The following is a 20,752-nucleotide window of genomic DNA, read 5'->3' as shown; positions in this document are numbered from 1 at the left end:
CCCCCTGGCGTGCAACCGCGCGCCCCACCCGGCGCGTCCTGATTGGCCGACTTTTGCCGATCACCCGTAACTCCTGCTCCGCCGCCGAGTTGTGCAGCACGTGGAAGACACCCTGGGAGCCACCGAGCAGGAAGGCCGCGCGGACACCGGGAGGGGCGCGCGGGATCTGCTGTTGCAGGCGGCGGTGACGTATGCGGAGGAGCGGCACTGGGAGGTCTCCCCCGGTGCCTGGCTGGTGGAGGACGACGGCCCGCCGCGCTGCTCGTGCGGCGACCTCGGCTGCCCGATGCCGGGCGCGCACCCGGCGACGCGCGACTGGACGCGCCGCGCCAGCTCCGGCCCCGGCGTGGTGCGGCGCTGGTGGACGGAGAACCCCCAGGCCTCGATCCTGCTGCCGACGGGCCGCTCGTTCGACGCGATCGACGTGCCGGAGGTGGCCGGCTGTCTGGCGCTGGCCCGCATGGAGCGGATGGGCCTGCAGCTCGGCCCCGTCCTCGCGATGCCGGGCGGCCCCGGGCGCGGCCGCCGGCTGGTCTTCCTGGTGCTGCCGGGCGCACTGTCCAAGCTGCCGGACATGCTCCGCCGCCTCGGCTGGGGCCCCGGTCGGCTGGACCTCGTCGGTCACGGCGAGGGCGGCTGGATCGTCGCGCCGCCGACCCGCATCGGCGCACTCGGTTACGCGCAGTGGGCTCGGGAGCCCACCGCGCTGAACCGCTGGCTGCCGGAGGCGGCCGAGGTCATCAACCCCATTGCTTACGCCTGCGGCCGAGAGGCGCCGCTGCCCGCTCATGCGGGGCAGTAGCTGAGCCCGGCAATCCCCTGTGCCCCCGAGTCCCGCGGTGTCGCTTCCCGCGGTCGACCGGGGGCACAGTCATGTCCGGGATCGAAGAGGCTACCCACACGAAAGTGTGGAAAAGCCCCACTTTTGAGTGACCGGGCTCAAGGATTGCCGAGATCTGCCGAGGAAATGAATTGCTGCGTAAGCGCCGAACCCGAACGAGAGGAGAGCGCGGCGCACACCAGGGGGCGCCCGGAGGGGAAGCCGGGCACGGTTCGGGGGTTCGGGGCGGGGAACAAACAGGGGGGCAGGCGAGGGACCTCGGCGCTCGGGGAAAAGAGCCGAGGCCCCTCGCCCCCGCCTTTTGCGCCGTAGGCGCCCGAGGGGCACGAGGGGCACGAGGCTCCGCCGATTTGCGGCTCCGCCGCGGGGCGGGACCCGGGTCGACTTCGCTCCCGCAGCAGTTGCAACCCCCCAAGGCGCGAGGCCCTACCAATTTGCGGCTCCGCCGCGCGGGCGCGACAAGCCACCGGCGTGCGGATGGTCCTCAACGTTCAGGGCCATCCGCCCCGGGTGGTTTCTCGCGCCGTTCCTCGCGCCCCTGGAGGTGGTGCAACCACAGGTGGGAACGAAAGGGGTCAGGCCTTGGCGACGAAGACGTGGGCCGCGATGTCGCGGCCGAGTTCGGCCGCCTCGCCGCCGCTGCCGACCAGGACGCCGCCGGTGGACTGCGTCACGTTCACCACCGCGCCGGGCTGCACGCCCGCGCGGCGGAGGGTGTACATGAGCTGGGCGTCCGTCTGGATCGGCTCACCGATGCGGCGGACCACGACGCTCCGCCCCTCGGCGCCGCCGGCCAGCTCGTCGAGGGTGACCAGGGACTCGCCCTCGTCCGCCGGGGTCTCCCCCAGCTCCTCCAGGCCCGGGATCGGGTTGCCGTAGGGGGACTGCGTGGGGTGCCGCAGCAGCTCCAGGACGCGGCGCTCGACGGCCTCGCTCATGACGTGCTCCCAACGGCACGCCTCCGCGTGCACCTGCTCCCACTCCAGGCCGATCACGTCGACCAGCAGGCACTCCGCGATGCGGTGCTTGCGCATGACGCGGACCGCGAGCTTGCGGCCCTCGGCCGTCAGCTCCAGGTGGCGGTCCCCGGCGACCGTGAGCAGGCCGTCGCGTTCCATCCGGGCGACCGTCTGGCTGACGGTCGGCCCGCTCTGCTCCAGGCGCTCCGCGATCCGGGCGCGCATCGGGACGATGCCTTCCTCCTCGAGCTCGAAGATCGTCCGCAAGTACATCTCAGTGGTATCGATCAGACCAGACATCGGACCGCGGGCTCCGTTCCTCGAATGTGCTCCGGTCGCGCTTCCGGGGCGCTCTCAATTCTTGCGCATCGGGCCGACAACCCGGACGGCCCCGTGACAGGCGGCCCGCGATGTTGACAGCGGGACCGCCGAACCACCACCGTGCCAGTCACTACTCAGCTACTCAGGGGAGCCGAAACCCGATGAGCGATCTCGCCGGTCAGTACCTCGACGCCGCCATCGCCCACCTGCAGCGGATCAGGGACGAGGAGGCCGCCGGTATCGAGGCCGCGGCCGAGGCGCTGGCGCGGACCGTGCAGGAGGGAGGCCGGATCTTCACCTTCGGCGCCGGGCACTCCTCCCTCCCGGCCCAGGACGTCGTCTACCGGGCCGGCGGCCTGGTCCTGATGAACCTGCTCGCCGTCCCTGGCGTGATCGGCGTGGACGTCGTGCCCGCACACCTGGGCAGCGCCCTGGAGCGAGTACCGGGGTTGGCGACGGCGACGCTGGACGCGGGCCCGGCCCGGGCCGGCGACCTGCTGTTCGTGATCTCGCTCTCCGGCCGCCAGGTGATGCCGGTCGAGCTGGCTCGCCACGCCCGCTCGCGCGGTCTGACCGTGATCGGCGTGACCTCGCTGGCCTACCCGGCCCAGGTCACCTCGCAGCACCCGGACGGGCTCTACCTCAAGGACGTCTGCGATCTCGTCCTGGACAGCAAGATCGCGGTCGGGGACGGCGAGCTGACCGCACCCGGCGCGCAGACCACCTTCGGTCCCGTCTCCACGCTGACCACCGTCGCGCTGATGCAGTCCGTGGTCGCCGTCGCGGTCGGCAAGCTGGCCGCGGCCGGCGCCACGCCGCCGCTGTTCCGCTCGGGCAACGTCGACGGCGGCACCGACTGGAACGCCAAGCTGATGGCCGAGCACAAGGACCGCATCTTCTACGCCTTCTGACACTCCGTCATCACCAGGGGCGAAGCCGAGGCGGACCCTTCTCCTCCGCTCACCGATTCAGCGAATACGTGTGCTGTGCACGGACGCTGGGCAGGTTGACACTTATTCGGGGCGAGCATGAGGGGGAGTCGGTCATGGTCCAGATCTCTGCCCGGGAGTTCCGCGAGGACGCACTCATCCCGGAGCCATACCCGACCATCGACCAGGTCGCGGTGAACGAACAGCAGCGGGCGACGCGCTGGTACGGCGGACAGATCCTCGCGCTGTTCGCCGCCTCCGCGCTGGGCATCGGGGACTGGCGAGCCGACGGCATCGACATCTCCCCCGCCCTGTCCGTCGCCGCGTTCCTGTGCGCGTTCTACTACTGGAGCCGACTACGGGCCAAGCACCCGCAGACGCTCTGGTTCGAGAGCCGCGCCGCGGCCGAGGCCATCAAAGGCCTGGTCTGGCGCTACTCGATCAGGTCACGGCCCTTCGACGGCCCGGCCTTCTCACCCGACGCGGACGAGCAGTTCCTCGACGAGCTCAGCGAGATCTTCGAGATCTACCGCGGCCTCGGCGTGATCGACGCGGAAGCGCAGCCGGCCGTCACCGCCGAGATGGCCCGGCTGCGCGGCCAGGGTCTCGCCGTGCGCCGCGAGGTGTACCTGCGCGAGCGGGTGCGCGCCCAGCGGGTCTGGTACATCGGCAAGGCCGACGCCTACGACAACAAGAGCACCGTCTGGTCGCTCGCCACCCTCGCCGCGATCTGCTTCGGCTTCGCCCTGGCCCTGCTGCAGATGTCCGGCGCCCTGCACTTCCACGCGCTGGGCACCTTCGCCACCCTCGGCGCCGCGATCACCGCGTGGACCCAGCTCAAGCAGTTCCGCCCGCTGGCCGCCGCCTACCGCGTCGCCGCAAAGGAGTTGGAGCAGATCGAGAACCGTCTCACCAGGCTCAATCCGGCCGAACCGGGAGCGGAGGAGCTCTGGTCCCGCCTCGCCCGCGAGGCGGAGTCCACGCTCGCCAAGGAGCAGGCCGTCTGGCGTGCCCGCAGCGACCGCCGGATCTGAGCGCCCTCTCCCTGGGAGGGCGGCCACGCCGCGAGCACGACCACCCTGCGCGGACGACGAAGGGGACACCGGGTGATGGAGCTACAGGTCAAGGCAGCCGACGGGCGCACACTGGCGGCGGCGACCTGGGGCAGACCCGACGGCCGGCCGGTCTTCCTGATGCACGGCAGTCCGGGCAGCCGGCTCGGGCAGACGCCCCGCAGCTCGCTGCTGTCCCGGCTGGGTCTGCGGGTCATCACCTTCGACCGCCCCGGCTACGGCGAGTCGGACCGGCTCCCGGGCCGCCGCGTCAGCGACGCGGCCGAGGACGTCCGCATCATCGCCGAGCAGCTCGGGATCGAACGCTTCTCGGTGGTGGGGCGCAGCGGCGGCGCACCCCATGCCCTGGCCTGTGCGGCCCTGCTGGCGGACCGGGTGGTGCGCACGGCCGCCCTGGTCTCCATCGCGCCCTGGCACGCCGAGGGCCTGGACTGGCAGGCCGGCATGTCGGCCAGCAACCGGGGCAGTTACCGCAGGGGCGAGCGCGACGACGACGAGGGTCGTCACCTGTCCACCACGCTGCGGATCCGCTCGCGCGACATCCGGGACGACCCGCAGCGGCTGCTGGACCAGCTGCGCGGGGAACTCCCGGCCACGGACCGCTGGGTGCTCGCCAGCGGCACCATGACCAGCCTCCTGCGGGCCAGTTACCGCGAGGCTCTGCGCCGCGACCGCGGCGGCTGGGTGGACGACGCGCTGGCGTTCCGGCAGCCGTGGGGCTTCGACGTCGTCGACATCCCCGGCGAGGTGCTGCTCTGGCACGGCGCGGACGACGTCTACGCACCCGTGGAGCACACGGTCTGGCTGGGCGAGCGGATCCCGCACGCCCGCGTCGACATCCGCCCGTTCGAGGGCCACTTCGGCGCGATGCGGGTGATGCCGGACGTGCTGCACTGGGCCGCACAGGAGCCGGGCGAGGGCGCGGTGGCCTGGCCGCACTGACCCCGCCCCGCACACGGTGGCCGCGGGCCGGAACGCAGGGAGGCGTTCCGGCCCGCGGCCGTGCACCCACGGCCGGTCAGAGCGGCAGCAGTTCCAGGTCGCGCCCGAGCCGGCGCCAGGAGCGGGCACTCTGCACGGCCTGATGCTCGTCGCCCAGCTGCCGGATCAGCTCGTCCAGCGCCGACGAGCGCAGATCCTGGGCCTCCGCCCGGCGTCCCTGTTCGCGGTAGGTGATGGCGAGGTTGATCTGCGCGACGACGCAGTCGGGGTGGAGGGCGCCGTAGCGTGCGGAGAGCCCGTCCAGGGCCCGCCTGCCCAGTGTCTCCGCCTGGAGCAACTCGCCGCTGTCACCGAAGGAGTTGGCCAGGTTGATCATCGACATGAGGGTGTACTGGTGCTCGGTCCCGAGCGTCTCCTCCAGCATCATCAGCGTCCGCTGCCCGAGCACCACGGCCTCCTGGACGCGACCGCCGTCCCGCAGGTAGATGCTGAGGTTGTTGGCGCAGATCAGCGTCGAGGGGTGTCGCTCGCCCAGCGCCTCGACGTGGTGGTCGTAGATCTCCTTCGCGGTCTCGGTCGCCGCCTCCTTGTCGCCGGAGGCCGAGTACTCCGCCGCCAGGTTCAGCGCACAGGACAGCGCGTCCGGGATGTTGGAGTTGTAGCGCTCCAGATAGCGGTTGTACGTCTCGATGGTGAGACGGCGCGCGTCGCTCTGCTGGCCGTCCTTGCGCAGGGCCACGGCCAGCGACTTGGCGTAGCGCAGTGAGGGCAGGTCCGGGACCGGGATCGAGTACTCGTCACGGAACTCCATGAGCAGGCCCACCGAGGCCTTGTAGTCGCCCAGTGCCCGCAGGTCCTCGGCGATCGAGCCCTTGGACTGGAGCGTGTGCGGGTGCGTCGCGCCGATCACCTCGACGCGGATCGCGTAGACCTCCTCGTCGAGCACCCGGGCGGCCTCGTAGTCGCCGTTGCAGCGGTAGTCGACGGCCAGGTTGTTGGCGATGCGCAGGGTCGTCGGGTCGTCCTCGCCCAGCACCTCCCGCATCCGCTGGTAGGTGGACCGGTCCAGGTCCAGCGCCTCCCGGTAGCGTCCCAGCGCGCGCAGGTCGGCGGCGAGCGAGCCGGCCGTCTGCAGGGTCTGCGGGTGGTCGTCGTGCAGCACCCGCCGCTGGATCTCCAGCACCCTCTCGTCCAGCTCCAGGCATTCGGCGAAGCGGCCGGTGCTGCGCAGCACGTTGCCGAGCTGGAACTGAAGTTGCAGGGTCTGCCGGTCGTCGTCGCCCAGCTTGTCGACCCAGGCGCTCTCCAGGCGGCGGCCCAGCTCCTCGCCGCGGTCGAGGTCACCGCGCTTCCACAGGTAGCGGACGCGGTCGATGAGCAGCTGCCGGGTGTCCGGCTCGTCGCAGTTCTCCGCGTTCGAGGGGCCGAGGTGCGGCCAGATCAACTGGAAGGCCGGCCAGTTGTTGGGGTCGTCGGTGTCGCCGACGTCGGGGCGGGCGCTGACGAGGACGCGGTGCACCTCGTGGATCGCCTTCTCCTCCTCGTCCGCGGTCAGCTCGGCCCGGATCACCGCCTGGACCATCCGGTGCACCTGGAAGGTCTTGCTGACGTTGTCGACCTTGGCCAGGCCGTACCGGCCCAGTGCCCGGATCACCGTCCCCATCATGTTCTTGTCGCGCAGTTCCTCGCTGTACGGCACCAGCGACTCGATCATCTGGTCGCTGTAGAACAGGCTCAGCGCGATCGAGTCCGGCGCGAAGAACGCGCACAGCTGCAGCAGTCGGGCGGCGGCCGGCTTCTCGGCTCGCAGGCGGGCGATGGAGACGTTGTAGGTGGCGCTGAACGTCATCGGGTAGTCCGCCGGCCGGTTCACCGCCAGCGCGCTGACGGCCTGGTTCTTCAGCTGGGTGACGTACTGCTGGACCGGGACTCCGGTGGTCTCCAGCCAGGCGGTCGCGATCTCGACGGCCAGCGGCAGGTCGCCGACGGCCTCGGCGACCAGCCCCGCGTCCTCGCGGGACAGTCCCTGGTTGCGGCGGCACAGGTGCTCGATCGACTCCTCGCGCTGGAAGACGTCGACCTCCAGCGCTTCGGCGTGGCCGGACCAGGCCTGGTTGCGGGAGGTCACCAGCACGTCGCCCGGACCGCCCGGGAAGTAGCGGACGATCGTCGAGGGGTCGTCGGCGTTGTCGAAGATCAGCAGCCAGCGGCGGGCCTTGGCGTGGCTGCCGGAGCGCAGCGTCTCCTTGACCAGCTCGGCCGTCTCCGACGCGTTCTCGCTGACACGCAGGTCCAGGCGCCGCCCGAGATCGGCCAGCGAGGTGGCGACCTGCTCGGGCTGCTCGGCCTCGATCCACCAGATCAGGTCGTAGTCGGCCATGAAGCGGTAGGCGTACTCCAGGGCCACCTGCGTCTTGCCGACACCGCCGAGGCCGTAGAGCGTCTGCGGGGTCGGCAGCACGACCGTGGAGCGGCGGTCGCGCTGCTTGTCGCGCAGCTGGTCGCGCAGCCGGTCCAGGACGGTGGAGCGGCCGGTGAAGGCGGGGTTGCGCAGGCGCAGGTTCCAGATGGCCGGCCGCAGGCCCGGATAGCGCGGGCCCTCGCCGGGCACCGTCTCCGGCGGCGGGTTGTCGCTGTGGCCGACGGCGCGCAGCAGCGCCGTGACGGCGCCCGGCTCGTCCAGGCGCTGCAGGTCGACGGTGTTGGCGTTGCTGTAGAGGCCGGTGGGCCGGGCCTCGCCGACGCGCACCGGGATCAGTTCGCGGGAGTCCTCCGTCGGGTTGCCGACCAGGATGTCGCGCGCGGCGCGGGCCTGCATCGCGCGGGCGAAGGGCGCCGACCAGACCGCGACGGTGCGGGTGACCGCGTCCCGCACCCGATCGCTGTCGTTGCGCGGCATCGCACCCAACTCCCTTGGAACCACTCGCAGTCCGGCACGCGTGAGGACCCACTCGATCCACTCGGCCCACATCCGGTCCTCGGACGCGTAGGAGAGCAGCACGTCCTCACGAGCCGTCGGGTGCGGCCTGGTGAAGCGGTCGCGGTAGTGCAGGCGGATGTCCTCCTCCATCGGCGGCAGCGCGCTGACGCTGTTCTCGGTCAGCTGGCCCACCAGCCGCTCGCACGCCGCGAGCAGGCTGCCCTGCGGACCGGACCGGTCGCCGAAGGTCGCCAGGATCTCCTCGTAGGCGTAGAACCGCACGTAGGGGATCTCCACCGCGTCCCAGTAGCGGTCCCGGACGGCGGGGCTCATCTGCTGCGGCATCTGCCCGAAGCGCTTGCGGGCCAGCGCCCGGCCGGCCTCCGCCTTGCTCTTCTCGCCGTCGTCCACACGCATCGGCACCGGCAGCAGCCGGATGCCGCGGTCGGAGTGCCGGTCGGCGATCTTGCGCGCGATCTCGGAGGCACCCTCGATGCTCTGGGAGCTCAGCGTGAAGCAGACGACGAGGTCGTCGGGCATCTCGACGGTGCAGATCTCGGCGATGTCGGACAGGCCGGTCCGACTGTCGATCAGTACGTAGTCGTAGTGGCGGCGCATCTCCTCGCGCAGGGCGTGGAAGAACCGGGCGCCGTCGACGTGCTCGTAGAAGTGGTCCCAGTTGAGGTTGGCGACGGTGGCGCCGTAGTCGCCGTGGGCCTGCCCCGCCGAGAGGAAGTCGAGGCAGCCGTTGCCGGGAAAGCCCTGCCAGTTGATCGACAGGGCATGCGGCCGCACCCGGACCATCCGTGCGAGCCACTCGTCACTGCGGTTCTCCCGCTCCAGCGCCTGCTCGCGATACTCGTGGATCAGGTCGACGATGCCGGTGCTGGCATCGAGTGCGGTCTGGTCGAGGAAGGGATGGAAGAAGCGCGAGAGCCCCGGCGCCTCCAGGTCCCAGTCGACGGTGAGGACGCGCTTGCCGTTGGCGGCGAGGATCCACGCAGTGTTGGCCAGCGCCATGGTGCGGCCGGTCCCGCCCTTGTAGCTGTAGAACGTGACGATCCGGCCGCCGAGCCCGGCGGACGGGATGCCCCGCGCGGGGGTCGTCGCCGATCCGGCGTATGTCGGCTCCTGCTCACTCACGAGAGTCCTCCCCCGGACCTGACGGTGACTGTGGCTTTGACGGTGGCTTGGACGATGACTTCGACGGTGGCTGGGTCGATGGGTGGGACGACGGCGGCGAGCCGGGTGGCTGCCCCGGTGGGTCGTCGCGCAGGCTCGGTCGGCCCGGCCCGCGGGGGCGGTCCTTGGCCTGCTCACGGACCAGGTCGAAGGCGTGCTGGGCGGCCATCGCCGCGCCGGGCAGCGCGTCCTCGAAGTCCTCCAGCGTCGCGAGCGCGCCGTTGGACCGTTCCCCGAGCCGGCGGCGGCGCTCCACCCGCATGTGGGTCAGCGTGTCGTCGGCGAGCTTGAGCAGCTCCTCGTCACGGCGCTCGCACTCCGGGTCGTCGCTCGGCCAGGGCTCCAACACGCCCACCCAGCTGGGGTTCTGCGCGTCGAACCGCTTGAGCAGCTCACGCCGGTCCTTGTCGAGCAGGCTCCAGCGGTCCAGCAGCAGCACACCGGGCGCCGTCGGGGCCTCGCCGCGCAGCAGCAGCTGCGCCTCCTCCTCGAACTCGTGGATGCTCGGGTGGAACTCCGACTGCCGCGCCACGTACGCCGCGCGCCGGGCCAGGCTGTCGTTGATGTCGTTGTACGGCTTCCAGTCGACGGCGCTGATCCCGTAGGCGTCCCCGGACCGGCCCACCGGCAGGTTCCGCACGTCGCAGGCCATCACCGCGATCCGCAGCCGACGCCGCTGGTCCGGTGGCTGGAACACGCTCGGCCGGCTCTGGAAGTCGCGGCGCCGCCCGACGGTGATGGTGGTCTGCTGGGCGACCCGCACGATGGTCTGCGCCAGCCGCAGCACCGCGATCTCGTACTGCGGCCGGAAGTAGCCGAGCCGGGCCAGGCTCAGCAGCCCCTCGGTGACGTAGTCCTCGCCGAAGTCCCGGTGGGCGTACTGCAGCGGGCGCGCGACGTCCGGCAGGTCCTCCTGGCCCACGACGACCCACTGCACCGGCACCACGCCGCTCATCTGGGAGGCGTGCATGCCGGGCCGGTTGAACAGCACCTGCCGGGAGGTGAACGCGGCCCACTCCTGCCCGCAGGCCTCGGAGCGGAAGTAACGCGGCGAGTAGAGCGGCACGAAGACCCGGCAGTGCGCCGCGGCCTCGGTGATCCGCTCGGACCAGCCCTCGCCCAGGTGCATGCCGGTGTCCATGAAGCCGGCCGGTTCGTCGTCGTCCAGCCCGGCCAGCTCGGAGACGGCCTCGCACAGGTCGTGGAAGAGCTGCTCCTCCCAGTGCGACTTGGACTTCACCGGGCCGTTGGACGAACGCGGGACTCGCGGAGAGTGCGCATAGCTCAGAAAGAAGTAAGGCCGTGGCACACCCTCCGGCCAGCTTCCGTGGTCCACCACCCGCAGCTCCCCCAGCGACCGGAACGCATCGTGCGATAGAACGATGGAACCCGCTAGTCGACGGAGCGTCAACAGTGCGCCGGAAACCGGTTGTTGTGACCACGGCAGCCGGGAGCCTCGCCTGGGGCGACCCGGGGTGGGTCAGTCAGTCGCGCACCGCCGGAGCCACCGGAGCCGACAGGGCCGCCGCGGCGTCGACCGCGGCACGCAGCGACACCAGTGCCGCCGGCGCCGACCCCACCCGCCCGTACCGGACCCGCACCAGGGGCTCGACCCGGCGGCCGAGCTCCCCGAAGTGGGAGTCGTCGAAGTCCAGCCCGGTGAAGTGACGCCAGGCCGGACGCCCGTCCGGCCCGAGGACCTTGGCGCTGTAGCGCTTGCGGGGGTGATCCTCACGCTGGTAGTCGAGCAGGTGGAACGGGGTGAACGTACTCGGCCCCGTGCCCAGGAGCAGGGCATGCGCGCCCAGGCCGTAGAGCCGGCCGAGCGGCGAGTCCGGCCCGAGGTGCTGCTCCAGCGGGTGCTCCCAGGTGATTTCCGCGGCCAGCGGGCCCAGCGCCGCGAACGACGTCTGCGGATGCGTGCTGCGCAGGGCCCCCGGTGCCTGCCGCAGCTCCTCCGAGAGCCGCCCCATGCTCGGCGAGCAGGGAGACCGGGCCGGGTCGAAGGGAGGCATCGCGTCATGGAAGTCGGCCAGCGCCGCGACACTGAGCCCCGCCGTCACCCGGCGGTGGACGGGCGAGGTCAGCGAGTTCTCCGGGGTGGCCGTGTAGGCGACGAGCGTGCCCGCCTCCCCCACCGCCAGCCGCAGCGCGGCGAGGACGGCGGCGGCACCGTCGGCCACCGGCCCGACCCGCCGCAACGAGGCCTGGACGAAGAGCACCCCGCCCGGCTGCACACCAAGCCGCTTCAGCCCGAGCTGGAGATCCTCCTGCGTCCACTCACCCACGCGTGCCCCCCGCCTCGGCCCGCTCGGCCTCGGTCGTCTCGGCGAGCCACGGCTCCACCGTAGCCCGCATGGCCGCGACGAAGCGCTCCCCGCGCGGGGTCAGCGTGCCCGATCCGGCCATCTCGACGATGGCCCGATACGTGTGGTCGAGCCAGCGGACGAACTCGTACCGTGCCTGCTGCTCGCCCGTCGCCCGCGATCGGGAACGCCAGAACTCGACGACCGCGATGTGCGCGTACGTGCCCTGGAACAGCCCCTCGAACGGGCGCAGGTCCTTGCGCCAGGGAGCGTGGAAGAGCCGCGCGTCGCTGCGGTCGAACAAGTCCTCCAGGTCGAAGACCGCCCCCAGCTTCACGTGCTGGAACTCGTGGATCAGCAGCAGCGCCATCAGCTCGGCGGAGCCGGGGCGGGCGATGCCGACCGTCCCGAACACGTCCCTGGCCGCGCCGCTCACGTACGTGCCGTCGGTGGCCGGGCGCAGCGGCACGATCGTCCGCAGCCCCGCACGCAGCCCCGGGGCGTAGCCGGGCAGGGTCTCGTCGATCAGCTGCCAGGCCTCGGCCAGCTCGGTCTGCCACGCGTCGGCCTCGGCCTCCGCCATGGGATCGGCCGGATCCCAGTGGTGGGCGCGGCGCTGCGGGTCGGTGTCGTCGAGCTGGAGCTCCCAGGCGGAGGCCCCCTGCCCGCCCGAGCGTCGGTGCACCGGGTGCCAGCGCGCGTCCGACACCCCGCGGCCCAGCAGCACCTCGATGTGCTCGTCCGGGGTCTCCACGGTGAACCGGCCCCGCTCCGTGACGACCACGACCGACGCCCCGCCGACCTCGCTCAGCACGCCGTGGCCGGGAAGTCGCAGTTCGCCGCCGTCCCGCACGGGGAGCGTCAGCTTCTCCCGGCGCCCGGCGAAGAGGGCGGCGGAGGCGGCGAGCTCGGCCACACCACCGAAGCGCTCGGCGGCGGGCCGGTTCGCTTCGCGCAGGCAGTCCAGTGCCCAGGAACGGGTGAACGGGTGCGCGAGCGCCTGGTCCAGCGCCTCGGGCGCCGCCTCGTCCAGCGTGGCGACGGCCTCCCAGGCCTCCGTGTACGGCAGGTCGGTCTCGGGGCTCGCGGCCCAGGCCTCGGCGACCTGGTCGAGCAGCATCCGGGCCAGCTCGACCTGCGCGGCGCGCAGCGCGTCGACGGCGCCACGGTCGCCGTAGCCCGTGGCCAGCTGGTCGAAGTGCGTGTCTGTCAGCAGTTCGGCAGACGGGGACGACATGGGGTTGTGCTCCTGGAGGGGGACCGGCGCCACCGACTCGACGACGGTCTCCGCGCTCGCAGTGCGGTCGCGGACCGAGGTGATCAGGGCGAGAAGATCGGGGCAGAAGACGCTCGGGTTGTCGAAACCGCCGTCGGCGGTGTGGAAGCCGCCGTCCGCGCTGCGGTAGCGGTGGGCGTACAGGCCGGCACCGCAGGACTCGACCACCGGGCAGGCGCGGCACTCCGCGCAGAGCCCGGCCAGGCCCTGCTGGCGGTCCATCATGCCGGGGTGCCGGGCGGCGGTGTCGAAGTCGTGCCGGAAGACGTCGAAGCCGGTGGCGGCCGCGCCGTCGTACGTCGTCTTCAGTGAGTCGGCCTGTTCGAGCGACCCGTCGGTCTCGACGACGACCAGGTCGGCGGGGGCCAGCCCGAGGGATTCGATGAGACTGCTCTCACCGCGCAGCGTGCGGTGGATCGAGTCGAACATGCGGACGGGCACGGGACGGCCCTGGGCCGTCCAGCGCTCGTGGATCCGCAGAAGCCAGTCGGCGTACGGGGTGGCACCGAGCCCGTCGGGCCGCAGCGGGGGTTCGTCCCAGGTGGCGTGCGGCAGCAGGAAGTCGATCCGCGGCGGATCGAGGTCGACGAGGGCGTCGTAGACGGCGCAGGGGTCGTTGCGCACGTCGATGGTGCACAGGAGGCCGGCGTAGAGATGGCGCCAGCGGGGTTGCCGGAGCAGGTTCACTGCTCGAACGGCCTGGTCGTAGCTGCTGCGGCCGTCGGCGTAGCGACGGTGCAGGTCGTTGGCGGCGCGATCGCCGTCGAGGGAGATGCCGACACGGATGTCGTACTCGTCGAACAGGGTGAGGAACCGCTCGTTGAGCGTGACGCCGTTGGTGTGGATCCTCAGGTCGAGATCACAGACCCCGCGCAGGGCCCCCTGGAGCTCCTGCGCGGCCCGACGCAACCTGAGTGGACCGGCCAGCAGAGGCTCCCCGCCGTGCAACACCACGTGGACGGTCCGCAGCCCGTGCACCCTCGCGTGATCGGCGATCCTCGCCGCGGTACGGGCGAGCACCTCGTCGGAGGCGACCTTCGGCAGGCCGCGCCAACTCGTGTCCGCATGTTCGTACACGTAGCAGTGATCACAAGAGAGATCACATCGACTGTTCAGTTTCAGGACGAACTGTCGAAAGGGGACAACGGAAGCCAACATCTCGGCCCTAATGTGTCGCTTGTGGAAGGAAGGCCTCTGCCCCTCGTCAGATCGAGGACTGGAAGCCGGCGACGTCGAGCCTGGAAACTCCGTTGTCGGGCAGCACGCGGCTCAGCATCAAGCTGTGCGCGGCATCACCGCGCTTCGCCAGCCGGACCGGCGCAGGACGGGAGGAGACGGCCGAACGAACTTCCGTCACACGGGACTTGGAGTCGCGAGATGCGGACATATTGACCCCTGATGGGTTCGATGGAACAAGGACCGGGTAGGGAGGGTCTACGAGGGCCTTGTCTCGATGGTCTGCCCAGGGAGTCCAAGAAGTACGCGCAAACCATCTACCCGGCCGAAACCTATCGCGTCCGCGCGGGCGCCACCGCGCAGTCTTCAAGATCCCGTCAGGAGTCGTCCGACACTGACGGTGATGTGCGCTGGTCAGTGAAGTGGATCTGCGCGTTCCAGGCTTCCAAATTCACGCCGACGGCTGACGTACAACTGACTTAATTACGCCATCCTAGGTACCCGCCCTGGACACGCCGTGCCGAGACGGACGAGCCGCCCACCCCCCCGACCTCCTGCGACGCGTCCAGCCTCCATGCCGCCGCCGCCCCACAGCGACACCGGCGCACCCGCTCGACCCGCCGCAACCGCGCGGGCAGCCACCGGCCACCGCTGCAGCCGCGTCATGGGCCCGGAATCCTGGCGGCTGACGAGTCGACAGGTCATCGTGACCCAACGACCCGTCAGACCGCTTCCCTGCCAGGAGATTGAAATAGCCGAAGGCAGGCACCGAGGACACCGCCCGGATTCGACGGAAAATGGACCGGGCAGGAGAGGGTATACGAGGGCCTTGGTCCCGACGGGCGGCGCGGGGAGCCGAGAAGTGCGCGCAAATCGTCCACCCGGCCGAAACCCGGCGCGTCCGCGCAGGCACCGTCGCGCGGTCTCCAGGGCAACGCCGTGCAGGTGGCACCCCTGCGCTCAGGGGCAGAGCCGCTCCACCCGCCAGCCCGTCGGGGCGGTGGGGTCGGCGTCGAAGCGGAGACGGTCGTGGAGGCGGTTCTCGCGGCCCTGCCAGAACTCGACCGATTCCGGGGCGACCCGGAAGCCGCCCCAGAACGGCGGGACGGGGACGCCCTCGCCCTCCGGGTAGCGGGTCGCCAGATCCGCGTAGCGGCGCTCGAGTTCCTCGCGGGAGGCGACCGGCCGGGACTGCTCGCTGGCCCACGCGCCGAGTTGGGAGCCGTGGGGGCGGGAGCGGAAATAGGCCGCGGTCTCGTCGCGGCCGACGCGGGTCGCCGTGCCGGTGACGATGACCTGGCGGGCGATCGGATGCCAGGGGAAGAGCAGCGCGATGTGCGGGTTGTCCGCGAGGTCGCGGCCCTTGCGGCTGTCGTAGTTGGTGTAGAACACGAAGCCACGCTCGTCGTAGCCCTTGAGCAGCACCGTGCGCATGCTGGGCCGACCGGACCCGTCCACCGTGGAGACGATCATCGCGTTCGGCTCGTCGAGAGCCGCGTGCTGGGCATCGACGAACCAGCGGGTGAACTGCTGGATCGGGTCCGCGGCCAGCTCCGCCTCCAGCAGACCGGCGGCCCGGTACTGGCGGCGCATGTCCGCGGGGTCGACCTGGGCGAGCGGCGCGAGGGGGCCATGGTCCGGCGCGAGGGGGGCATCCGATGCGTGCACGCGGCCATCATCCCAGGCGCACCCGGGCCGCCGGGCTGAACGGACCGCGAAGATCGTCCGACGACTGGAAACCGGGCACTCGATGCATGGATTCTCTCGACATCGAGAGAGTAATGTGGCCGAGCTCCGTCGACGAAGCCGGACGCACCAGGTGATTACGACGTGTGTGCAGGGCATCACCGTCGTGGGATCTGGCGCGATGCACCCAGTGCCTGCCAATCTGACACTGCGTGCCACGCGCGCCACACCGCCGCACCGCGCGACCGCGCGGCGACATATCAAGAGACGACTTGGCCACACCACCAAGCCTTCCGCCGATCCGACCGGCCACGACAGACCGGTCGCAGCAGATCAGAGGAGCCGCCTGATGTCCGACTTCGTACCCGGACTCGAAGGGGTCGTTGCGTTCGAGACGGAGATCGCCGAACCCGACAAGGAGGGCGGCTCGCTCCGCTACCGCGGTGTCGACATCGAGGAGCTGGTCGGCCACGTCTCCTTCGGCAACACCTGGGGTCTGCTGGTCGACGGCAAGTTCAACCCCGGCCTGCCCCCGGCGGAGCCGTTCCCGATCCCGGTCCACTCCGGCGACATCCGCGTGGACGTCCAGTCCGCGCTGGCGATGCTCGCGCCGGTGTGGGGTCTGCGCCCGCTGCTGGACATCAGCGCCGAGCAGGCCCGTGACGACCTCGCCCGCGCCGCCGTGATGGCCCTCTCCTACGTGGCCCAGTCCGCGCGCGGTCAGGGTCTGCCGATGGTCCCGCAGAACGAGATCGACAAGGCCGAGACCATCGTCGAGCGCTTCATGATCCGCTGGCGCGGCGAGCCGGACCCGAAGCACGTCAAGGCCGTCGACGCGTACTGGACCTCCGCGGCCGAGCACGGCATGAACGCCTCCACGTTCACCGCCCGTGTCATCGCCTCCACCGGCGCGGACGTGGCCGCGGCCCTGTCCGGCGCCGTCGGCGCCATGTCCGGTCCGCTGCACGGCGGTGCGCCGTCCCGCGTGCTCGGCATGATCGAGGACATCGAGCGCAGCGGCGACGCCGTCGCCTACGTGAAGAACGCCCTCGACAAGGGCGAGCGCCTGATGGGCTTCGGCCACCGCGTCTACCGCGCCGAGGACCCGCGCGCCCGCGTGCTGCGCCGCACCGCGCAGGAGCTGGACGCTCCGCGCTTCGAGGTCGCCGCCGCGCTGGAGAAGGCCGCCCTGGAGGAACTGCACGCGCGTCGCCCCGACCGCGTCCTGGCCACCAACGTCGAGTTCTGGGCGGCCATCGTCCTGGACTTCGCCGAGGTCCCCGCGCACATGTTCACCTCGATGTTCACCTGCGCCCGCACCGCCGGCTGGTCGGCGCACATCCTGGAGCAGAAGCGCACGGGCCGCCTGGTGCGCCCCTCCGCGCGCTACATCGGCCCGGGCACGCGCAGCGTCCGGGACATCGAGGGCTACGCGTCCATCGGGCACTGACCCTGTCAGGGGCGCGGGGACCTGTCCGAGCAACCACCGAGCGTGGGTGGCCCTGCTCGTTCGGCCAGTCACCTCTTCGGGTGGCTTGTCGCGCAGTTCCTCGTGCCCCTGAGGTGCAGCCGAGCGCAGGCGGAATCGCCACGGCCGCGCGCCCCTGAGGTGCTGCAACTGATCCATCTCAGTCGGCGGACCCTGCGTCTCGGGCCCTCGGTCAGCCGATAGGCTTCCGTCGTGGCTGATATCCAGATCCCCGCTGACATCAGGCCCGCTGACGGCCGTTTCGGTGCAGGTCCGTCCAAGGTCCGGCCGGAGGCGCTCGGCGCCCTTGCTGCGACCGGTGCCTCCCTGCTGGGCACCTCCCACCGCCAGGCCCCGGTGAAGAACCTGGTCAAGCGTGTGCGTGAGGGCATCAGCAGCCTCTTCTCGCTCCCCGAGGGCTACGAGGTCGTCCTCGGCAACGGCGGGTCCACCGCCTTCTGGGACATCGCCGCCTTCGGGCTGGTCGAGAACAAGTCCCAGCACCTCAACTTCGGTGAGTTCTCCTCCAAGTTCGCGGGCAGCGTCAAGGCCGCCCCGTGGCTGGCCGAGCCCACCGTGATCAAGTCCGAGCCCGGCACGCACCCGCTGCCGCAGGCCGAGGCCGGCGTGGACGTGTACGCGCTCACGCACAACGAGACCTCGACCGGTGTGGCCATGCCGATCCGCCGGGTCGCGGGCGCCGACGAAGGCTCACTCGTGCTGGTGGACGCGACCTCCGGGGCCGGCGGTCTGCCGGTGGACATCACCGAGTCGGACGTCTACTACTTCGCGCCGCAGAAGTCCTTCGCCTCCGAGGGCGGCCTGTGGCTCGCGGTGTTCTCCCCCGCCGCGCTGGAGCGCGCCGCGCGCATCGCCGCGTCCGGCCGCTACATCCCGCCCTTCTTCGACCTGCCGACGGCCATCGACAACTCGTCGAAGGACCAGACGTACAACACCCCGTCCATCTCCACGCTGTTCCTGCTCGCGGACCAGCTGGACTGGATGAACGACAACGGCGGGCTCGCCTTCACCACCGGCCGCACCGCGGACTCGTCCTCGCGCCTGTACACCTGGGCCGAGAAGTCGTCCTACGCGACCCCGTTCGTCGCCAACCCGGCCGAGCGCTCGCAGGTCATCGGCACGATCGACTTCGACGACGCGATCGACGCCGCCGCGGTCGCCAAGGTGCTGCGCGCCAACGGCATCGTGGACACCGAGCCCTACCGCAAGCTGGGCCGCAACCAGCTGCGCATCGCGATGTTCCCGGCCGTCGACCCGGCGGACGTCGAGGCGCTGACGGCCTGCATCGACCACGTGATCGAGAAGCTGTAGCAGGACGCACGACCACGCGTGAAGGGGCGGGCCCGAGGGCCCGCCCCTTCACGCGTTCACCGGGTCAGTGGTGCGCGACCGGCAGCGGCAGGCTGAGGCCCAGGCTCGCCACGGTCTGGGTGACCACGGCCAGCAGGTCGGTCACCGTCGAGGTGAGCGCCGCCGTCACCGCGCCCGCATCGGGCGGGGTCTTCGTCAGGGCCGCCACCAGCGCGGTGACGTCGCCGGTGAGCTTGGTCAGCGCGTCGCCGAGCGGGTTCGGCAGCGGCACCGGCACCGGGACGGGCAGGCCCTGGCCGCCGCTGTGCGGGGCCGGCTTGCCGCTGACGGGCAGCGGCGGGGCCGGGACGGCGGCCTTGAGGTCGGAGACGGCCTGGGTCAGCTGGGGCACCAGGCCCTGGATCGCCGCGGTGTCCGGCGGGGTCTTGCCGGCGGCAGCGGTGATCTGGCCGATGAGGCTCTGGACGGCCCCGAGCTTGCCGAGCACGCCGAGGGCGGTGCTGGGGTCGGCGGCGGGGATCAGCCCGTGATGGCCCACGGAGTGCTGGGCCTGCGTGCCGACGGGCTGCGGGGCGGCCTCCGCGGTCGCGACGAGGGTACTGCCCGCCAGGACGGCGGCGAGCGTGGCACCGGCGATCACGGAGTGGACGCGCTTGAGACGCATGAGCGTGACTTCCCTAACTCAATCGGGTTTGGTCGGACTCGCTCAAGTTCACCCCGTTGGTCACTCTCGGCAACGCGGGAGATCCAAACGGTTATCACCCACACGCCTACCGCAAGGCGGCACCGATCACGACGGCGATCAGGAGCAGCACCAATGCACCGGTGACGATGCGGGTTCGGGTCTTGGGATCCACACGTTCAGCCTAGCCCCCGTCCGAACCGGATCAGCGCCCGGTGGGTGCGCCGGCTCAGCGCCCGGTGGACCCGCGGACGACGAGCCGGGTGGGCAGCGGCGCCGGCTCCGGGACGGCCTCGCCCGCCGTCAGCGCGGCGAGCAGCCGGACGCCGGCCGCGCCGAGGCGCTCGCCGGGCAGGTCGACAGTGGTGAGCGCGGGCGCGAAGAGCGGTGCGGCGACGATGTTGTCGATGCCGACGACCGAGAGGTCCTCCGGGATGCGCAGGCCCAGCTCCGCGGCGACGTGGTAGACGCCGGCGGCGACGATGTCGTCGTCGCAGACGACGGCGCGCGGGCGGCCCTCGGCGGCGGCGAGGAGGGCCCGGGCGGCCTCCCTGGCGGCCTCCAGGCCGCCGTTCACGGAGACGCCGACCTCGCGCACGTCCGCGCCCGCCGCAGCGGCCTCGAAGCCCGCCTGGCGGGCCCGGAAGGTGTGCGCGGACTCGACGGAGCGCAGGTGTCCCAGCCGCTCGTGGCCCAGGGCCCGCAGGTGGGTGACGGCGGCGGCCATCCCGGCGCCGACGTCGAGCTGCTGGGTGCGGCGGCGCGGGTGCCCGGCGCCGAGCGCGGGGTCGGCGTCGAGGAAGACGACGGGGACGTCGTCCGGCAGCTCGCCACCGAGCTGGCTGTCGTCCGGCGAGCAGATCAGCAGGCCGTCGTACTGCCCGCCGCGCGCGGCCCGCGCGAGTGCGGCGTGGTCCCACGCGGAGGAGACGACGACCGAGAGCCCCTGGGACGTGTCCGCGCCCGCGGCGGCCGCCTCGGCCTGCGCACCGGCCAGGACCCTGGCGAAGAACGGCCCGAGGATGTTCGGCACCGCGAGCAGCAGCATGCCGGTGCGACCGAGGCGCAGCTGACGGCCGGCCGCCTGGGGCTGGTAGCCGAGCTGCTCGGCCGCGGCGAGGACCCGCTCGCGGGTGGCCTCGGAGACGCGGTGCAGTGCCGCTCCGCCGCCGGAGAAGACCAGCGAGACGGTGGCCTGGGAGACCCCGGCGCGCTCGGCGACGTCGCGCCCGGTCGGACGGCGGTTCACCCGCGACGGCCCGGAGGGGTTACTGCTGCTGGGCGCGGACCGCGTCGTCCAGCGCGTCCTCGGCGGCGTTCTGGGCGGCGATGCGGCCGGTCATGGTCTGCTTGTTCGCCTTGCGGCGGGCCAGCCCGTCGGTGATCTGCTCGGACATCGCGTCGCGCTGCTTGCTCAGCATGACGTAGCTCACCAGCCCGGAGACGGCGGCCGCGATGATCATCAGCAGGAAGACCCCGGAGACCCCGGCCGTCACCGGGATGACCTTGAAGTGGGCGAGCACCAGAGCGATCAGGAAGCAGGCCAGGAAGATGCTGGCGCGCATCGCGCTGTAGCGGAGGGTGGCGTGCGACTTGGTGCTCACGACGCGGATTCTCTTTCCCTACGGGGATGGCAATACCCAACAAGTGAAGCATGCC

Annotated in this window: 16 protein-coding genes; 6 read left to right on the top strand and 10 right to left on the bottom strand. The window is 71.6% G+C overall.

Translation table 11 applies throughout. From position 1 onward, the window contains the following. Nucleotides 1-100 precede the first annotated feature (100 nt). The gene (locus BMY61_RS00475) at nt 101-802 is read left to right on the top strand and encodes a bifunctional DNA primase/polymerase (protein WP_042453707.1); all 702 of its coding nucleotides are present in this window, start codon (nt 101-103) and stop codon (nt 800-802) included. A gap of 614 nt (nt 803-1,416) precedes the next feature. Here BMY61_RS00475 and BMY61_RS00470 read toward each other — a convergent pair. After that, a complete protein-coding gene (locus BMY61_RS00470; RefSeq protein ID WP_042453653.1) occupies nt 1,417-2,100 on the bottom strand; it encodes an iron-dependent transcriptional repressor DtxR in 684 nt (227 codons plus the stop codon). A 182-nt stretch (nt 2,101-2,282) separates the two neighbouring features. Here BMY61_RS00470 and BMY61_RS00465 point away from each other — a divergent pair, with 182 nt between their 5' ends. The 3 genes from BMY61_RS00465 (at nt 2,283) to BMY61_RS00455 (ending at nt 5,065) form a co-directional block, all read left to right on the top strand. Then, nucleotides 2,283-3,032 carry a sugar isomerase domain-containing protein gene (locus BMY61_RS00465; RefSeq protein WP_042453652.1) on the top strand — a complete coding sequence of 250 codons (750 nt, stop codon included), beginning with the start codon at nt 2,283-2,285 and terminating at the stop codon, nt 3,030-3,032. A gap of 134 nt (nt 3,033-3,166) precedes the next feature. After that, a complete protein-coding gene (locus BMY61_RS00460; protein ID WP_042453650.1) occupies nt 3,167-4,084 on the top strand; it encodes a DUF4231 domain-containing protein in 918 nt (305 codons plus the stop codon). 75 nt (nt 4,085-4,159) lie between these two features. Then, the gene (locus BMY61_RS00455) at nt 4,160-5,065 is read left to right on the top strand and encodes an alpha/beta fold hydrolase (protein WP_042453648.1); all 906 of its coding nucleotides are present in this window, start codon (nt 4,160-4,162) and stop codon (nt 5,063-5,065) included. A 76-nt stretch (nt 5,066-5,141) separates the two neighbouring features. Here BMY61_RS00455 and fxsT read toward each other — a convergent pair whose 3' ends face one another. From fxsT to pdxH, 6 genes are all read right to left on the bottom strand, one after another. Next, nucleotides 5,142-9,128 (bottom strand): FxSxx-COOH system tetratricopeptide repeat protein, encoded by a 3,987-nt coding sequence (gene fxsT, locus BMY61_RS00450; protein WP_342342502.1) that lies wholly within the window; start codon nt 9,126-9,128, stop codon nt 5,142-5,144. Next, the gene (locus BMY61_RS00445; protein ID WP_075003728.1) at nt 9,121-10,476 is read right to left on the bottom strand and encodes a TIR-like protein FxsC; all 1,356 of its coding nucleotides are present in this window, start codon (nt 10,474-10,476) and stop codon (nt 9,121-9,123) included. Before BMY61_RS00445 ends, fxsT begins: the two co-directional genes overlap by 8 nt. Before the next feature lie 175 nt (nt 10,477-10,651). Then, entirely contained in the window at nt 10,652-11,455 is an 804-nt protein-coding gene (locus tag BMY61_RS00440; protein ID WP_042453646.1) for an AAC(3) family N-acetyltransferase, read from the bottom strand. Then, nucleotides 11,448-13,907 (bottom strand): FxsB family cyclophane-forming radical SAM/SPASM peptide maturase, encoded by a 2,460-nt coding sequence (locus BMY61_RS00435; RefSeq protein WP_042453644.1) that lies wholly within the window; start codon nt 13,905-13,907, stop codon nt 11,448-11,450. The genes BMY61_RS00440 and BMY61_RS00435 overlap by 8 nt, the downstream gene beginning before the upstream one ends. Nucleotides 13,908-13,953: 46 nt before the next feature. Next, a complete protein-coding gene (sjiA, locus tag BMY61_RS48700) occupies nt 13,954-14,136 on the bottom strand; it encodes an FXSXX-COOH family cyclophane-modified RiPP peptide SjiA (RefSeq protein WP_369405959.1) in 183 nt (60 codons plus the stop codon). A 749-nt stretch (nt 14,137-14,885) separates the two neighbouring features. After that, nucleotides 14,886-15,518, bottom strand: coding sequence for a pyridoxamine 5'-phosphate oxidase (pdxH, locus tag BMY61_RS00430; RefSeq protein ID WP_042453704.1), 633 nt, complete (start codon nt 15,516-15,518; stop codon nt 14,886-14,888). A gap of 442 nt (nt 15,519-15,960) precedes the next feature. On the opposite strand from pdxH, the gene BMY61_RS00425 reads away from it, so the two are divergent. Both BMY61_RS00425 and serC read left to right on the top strand, forming a co-directional pair. After that, a complete protein-coding gene (locus BMY61_RS00425) occupies nt 15,961-17,061 on the top strand; it encodes a citrate synthase 2 (protein WP_042453642.1) in 1,101 nt (366 codons plus the stop codon). Nucleotides 17,062-17,292: 231 nt separating this feature from the next. After that, nucleotides 17,293-18,411, top strand: a complete 1,119-nt coding sequence (serC, locus tag BMY61_RS00420; RefSeq protein WP_042453640.1) for a phosphoserine transaminase — start codon at nt 17,293-17,295, stop codon at nt 18,409-18,411. A 64-nt stretch (nt 18,412-18,475) separates the two neighbouring features. Here serC and BMY61_RS00415 read toward each other — a convergent pair whose 3' ends face one another. The 3 genes from BMY61_RS00415 to BMY61_RS00405 form a co-directional block, all read right to left on the bottom strand. Beyond that, entirely contained in the window at nt 18,476-19,075 is a 600-nt protein-coding gene (locus BMY61_RS00415; protein ID WP_042453638.1) for a hypothetical protein, read from the bottom strand. Between the two features lie 247 nt (nt 19,076-19,322). Next, nucleotides 19,323-20,342 carry a LacI family DNA-binding transcriptional regulator gene (locus tag BMY61_RS00410; RefSeq protein WP_042453635.1) on the bottom strand — a complete coding sequence of 340 codons (1,020 nt, stop codon included), beginning with the start codon at nt 20,340-20,342 and terminating at the stop codon, nt 19,323-19,325. A 19-nt stretch (nt 20,343-20,361) separates the two neighbouring features. Further along, nucleotides 20,362-20,697 (bottom strand): DUF4229 domain-containing protein, encoded by a 336-nt coding sequence (locus BMY61_RS00405; protein ID WP_052439076.1) that lies wholly within the window; start codon nt 20,695-20,697, stop codon nt 20,362-20,364. Nucleotides 20,698-20,752: the final 55 nt, after the last annotated feature.

Origin of the sequence: Streptacidiphilus jiangxiensis, assembly GCF_900109465.1 — a bacterium.
GTDB lineage: Bacteria > Actinomycetota > Actinomycetes > Streptomycetales > Streptomycetaceae > Streptacidiphilus > Streptacidiphilus jiangxiensis.
Note: the sequence above shows the minus strand (reverse complement) of the source record. Positions and strands in the feature narration are given on the sequence as shown.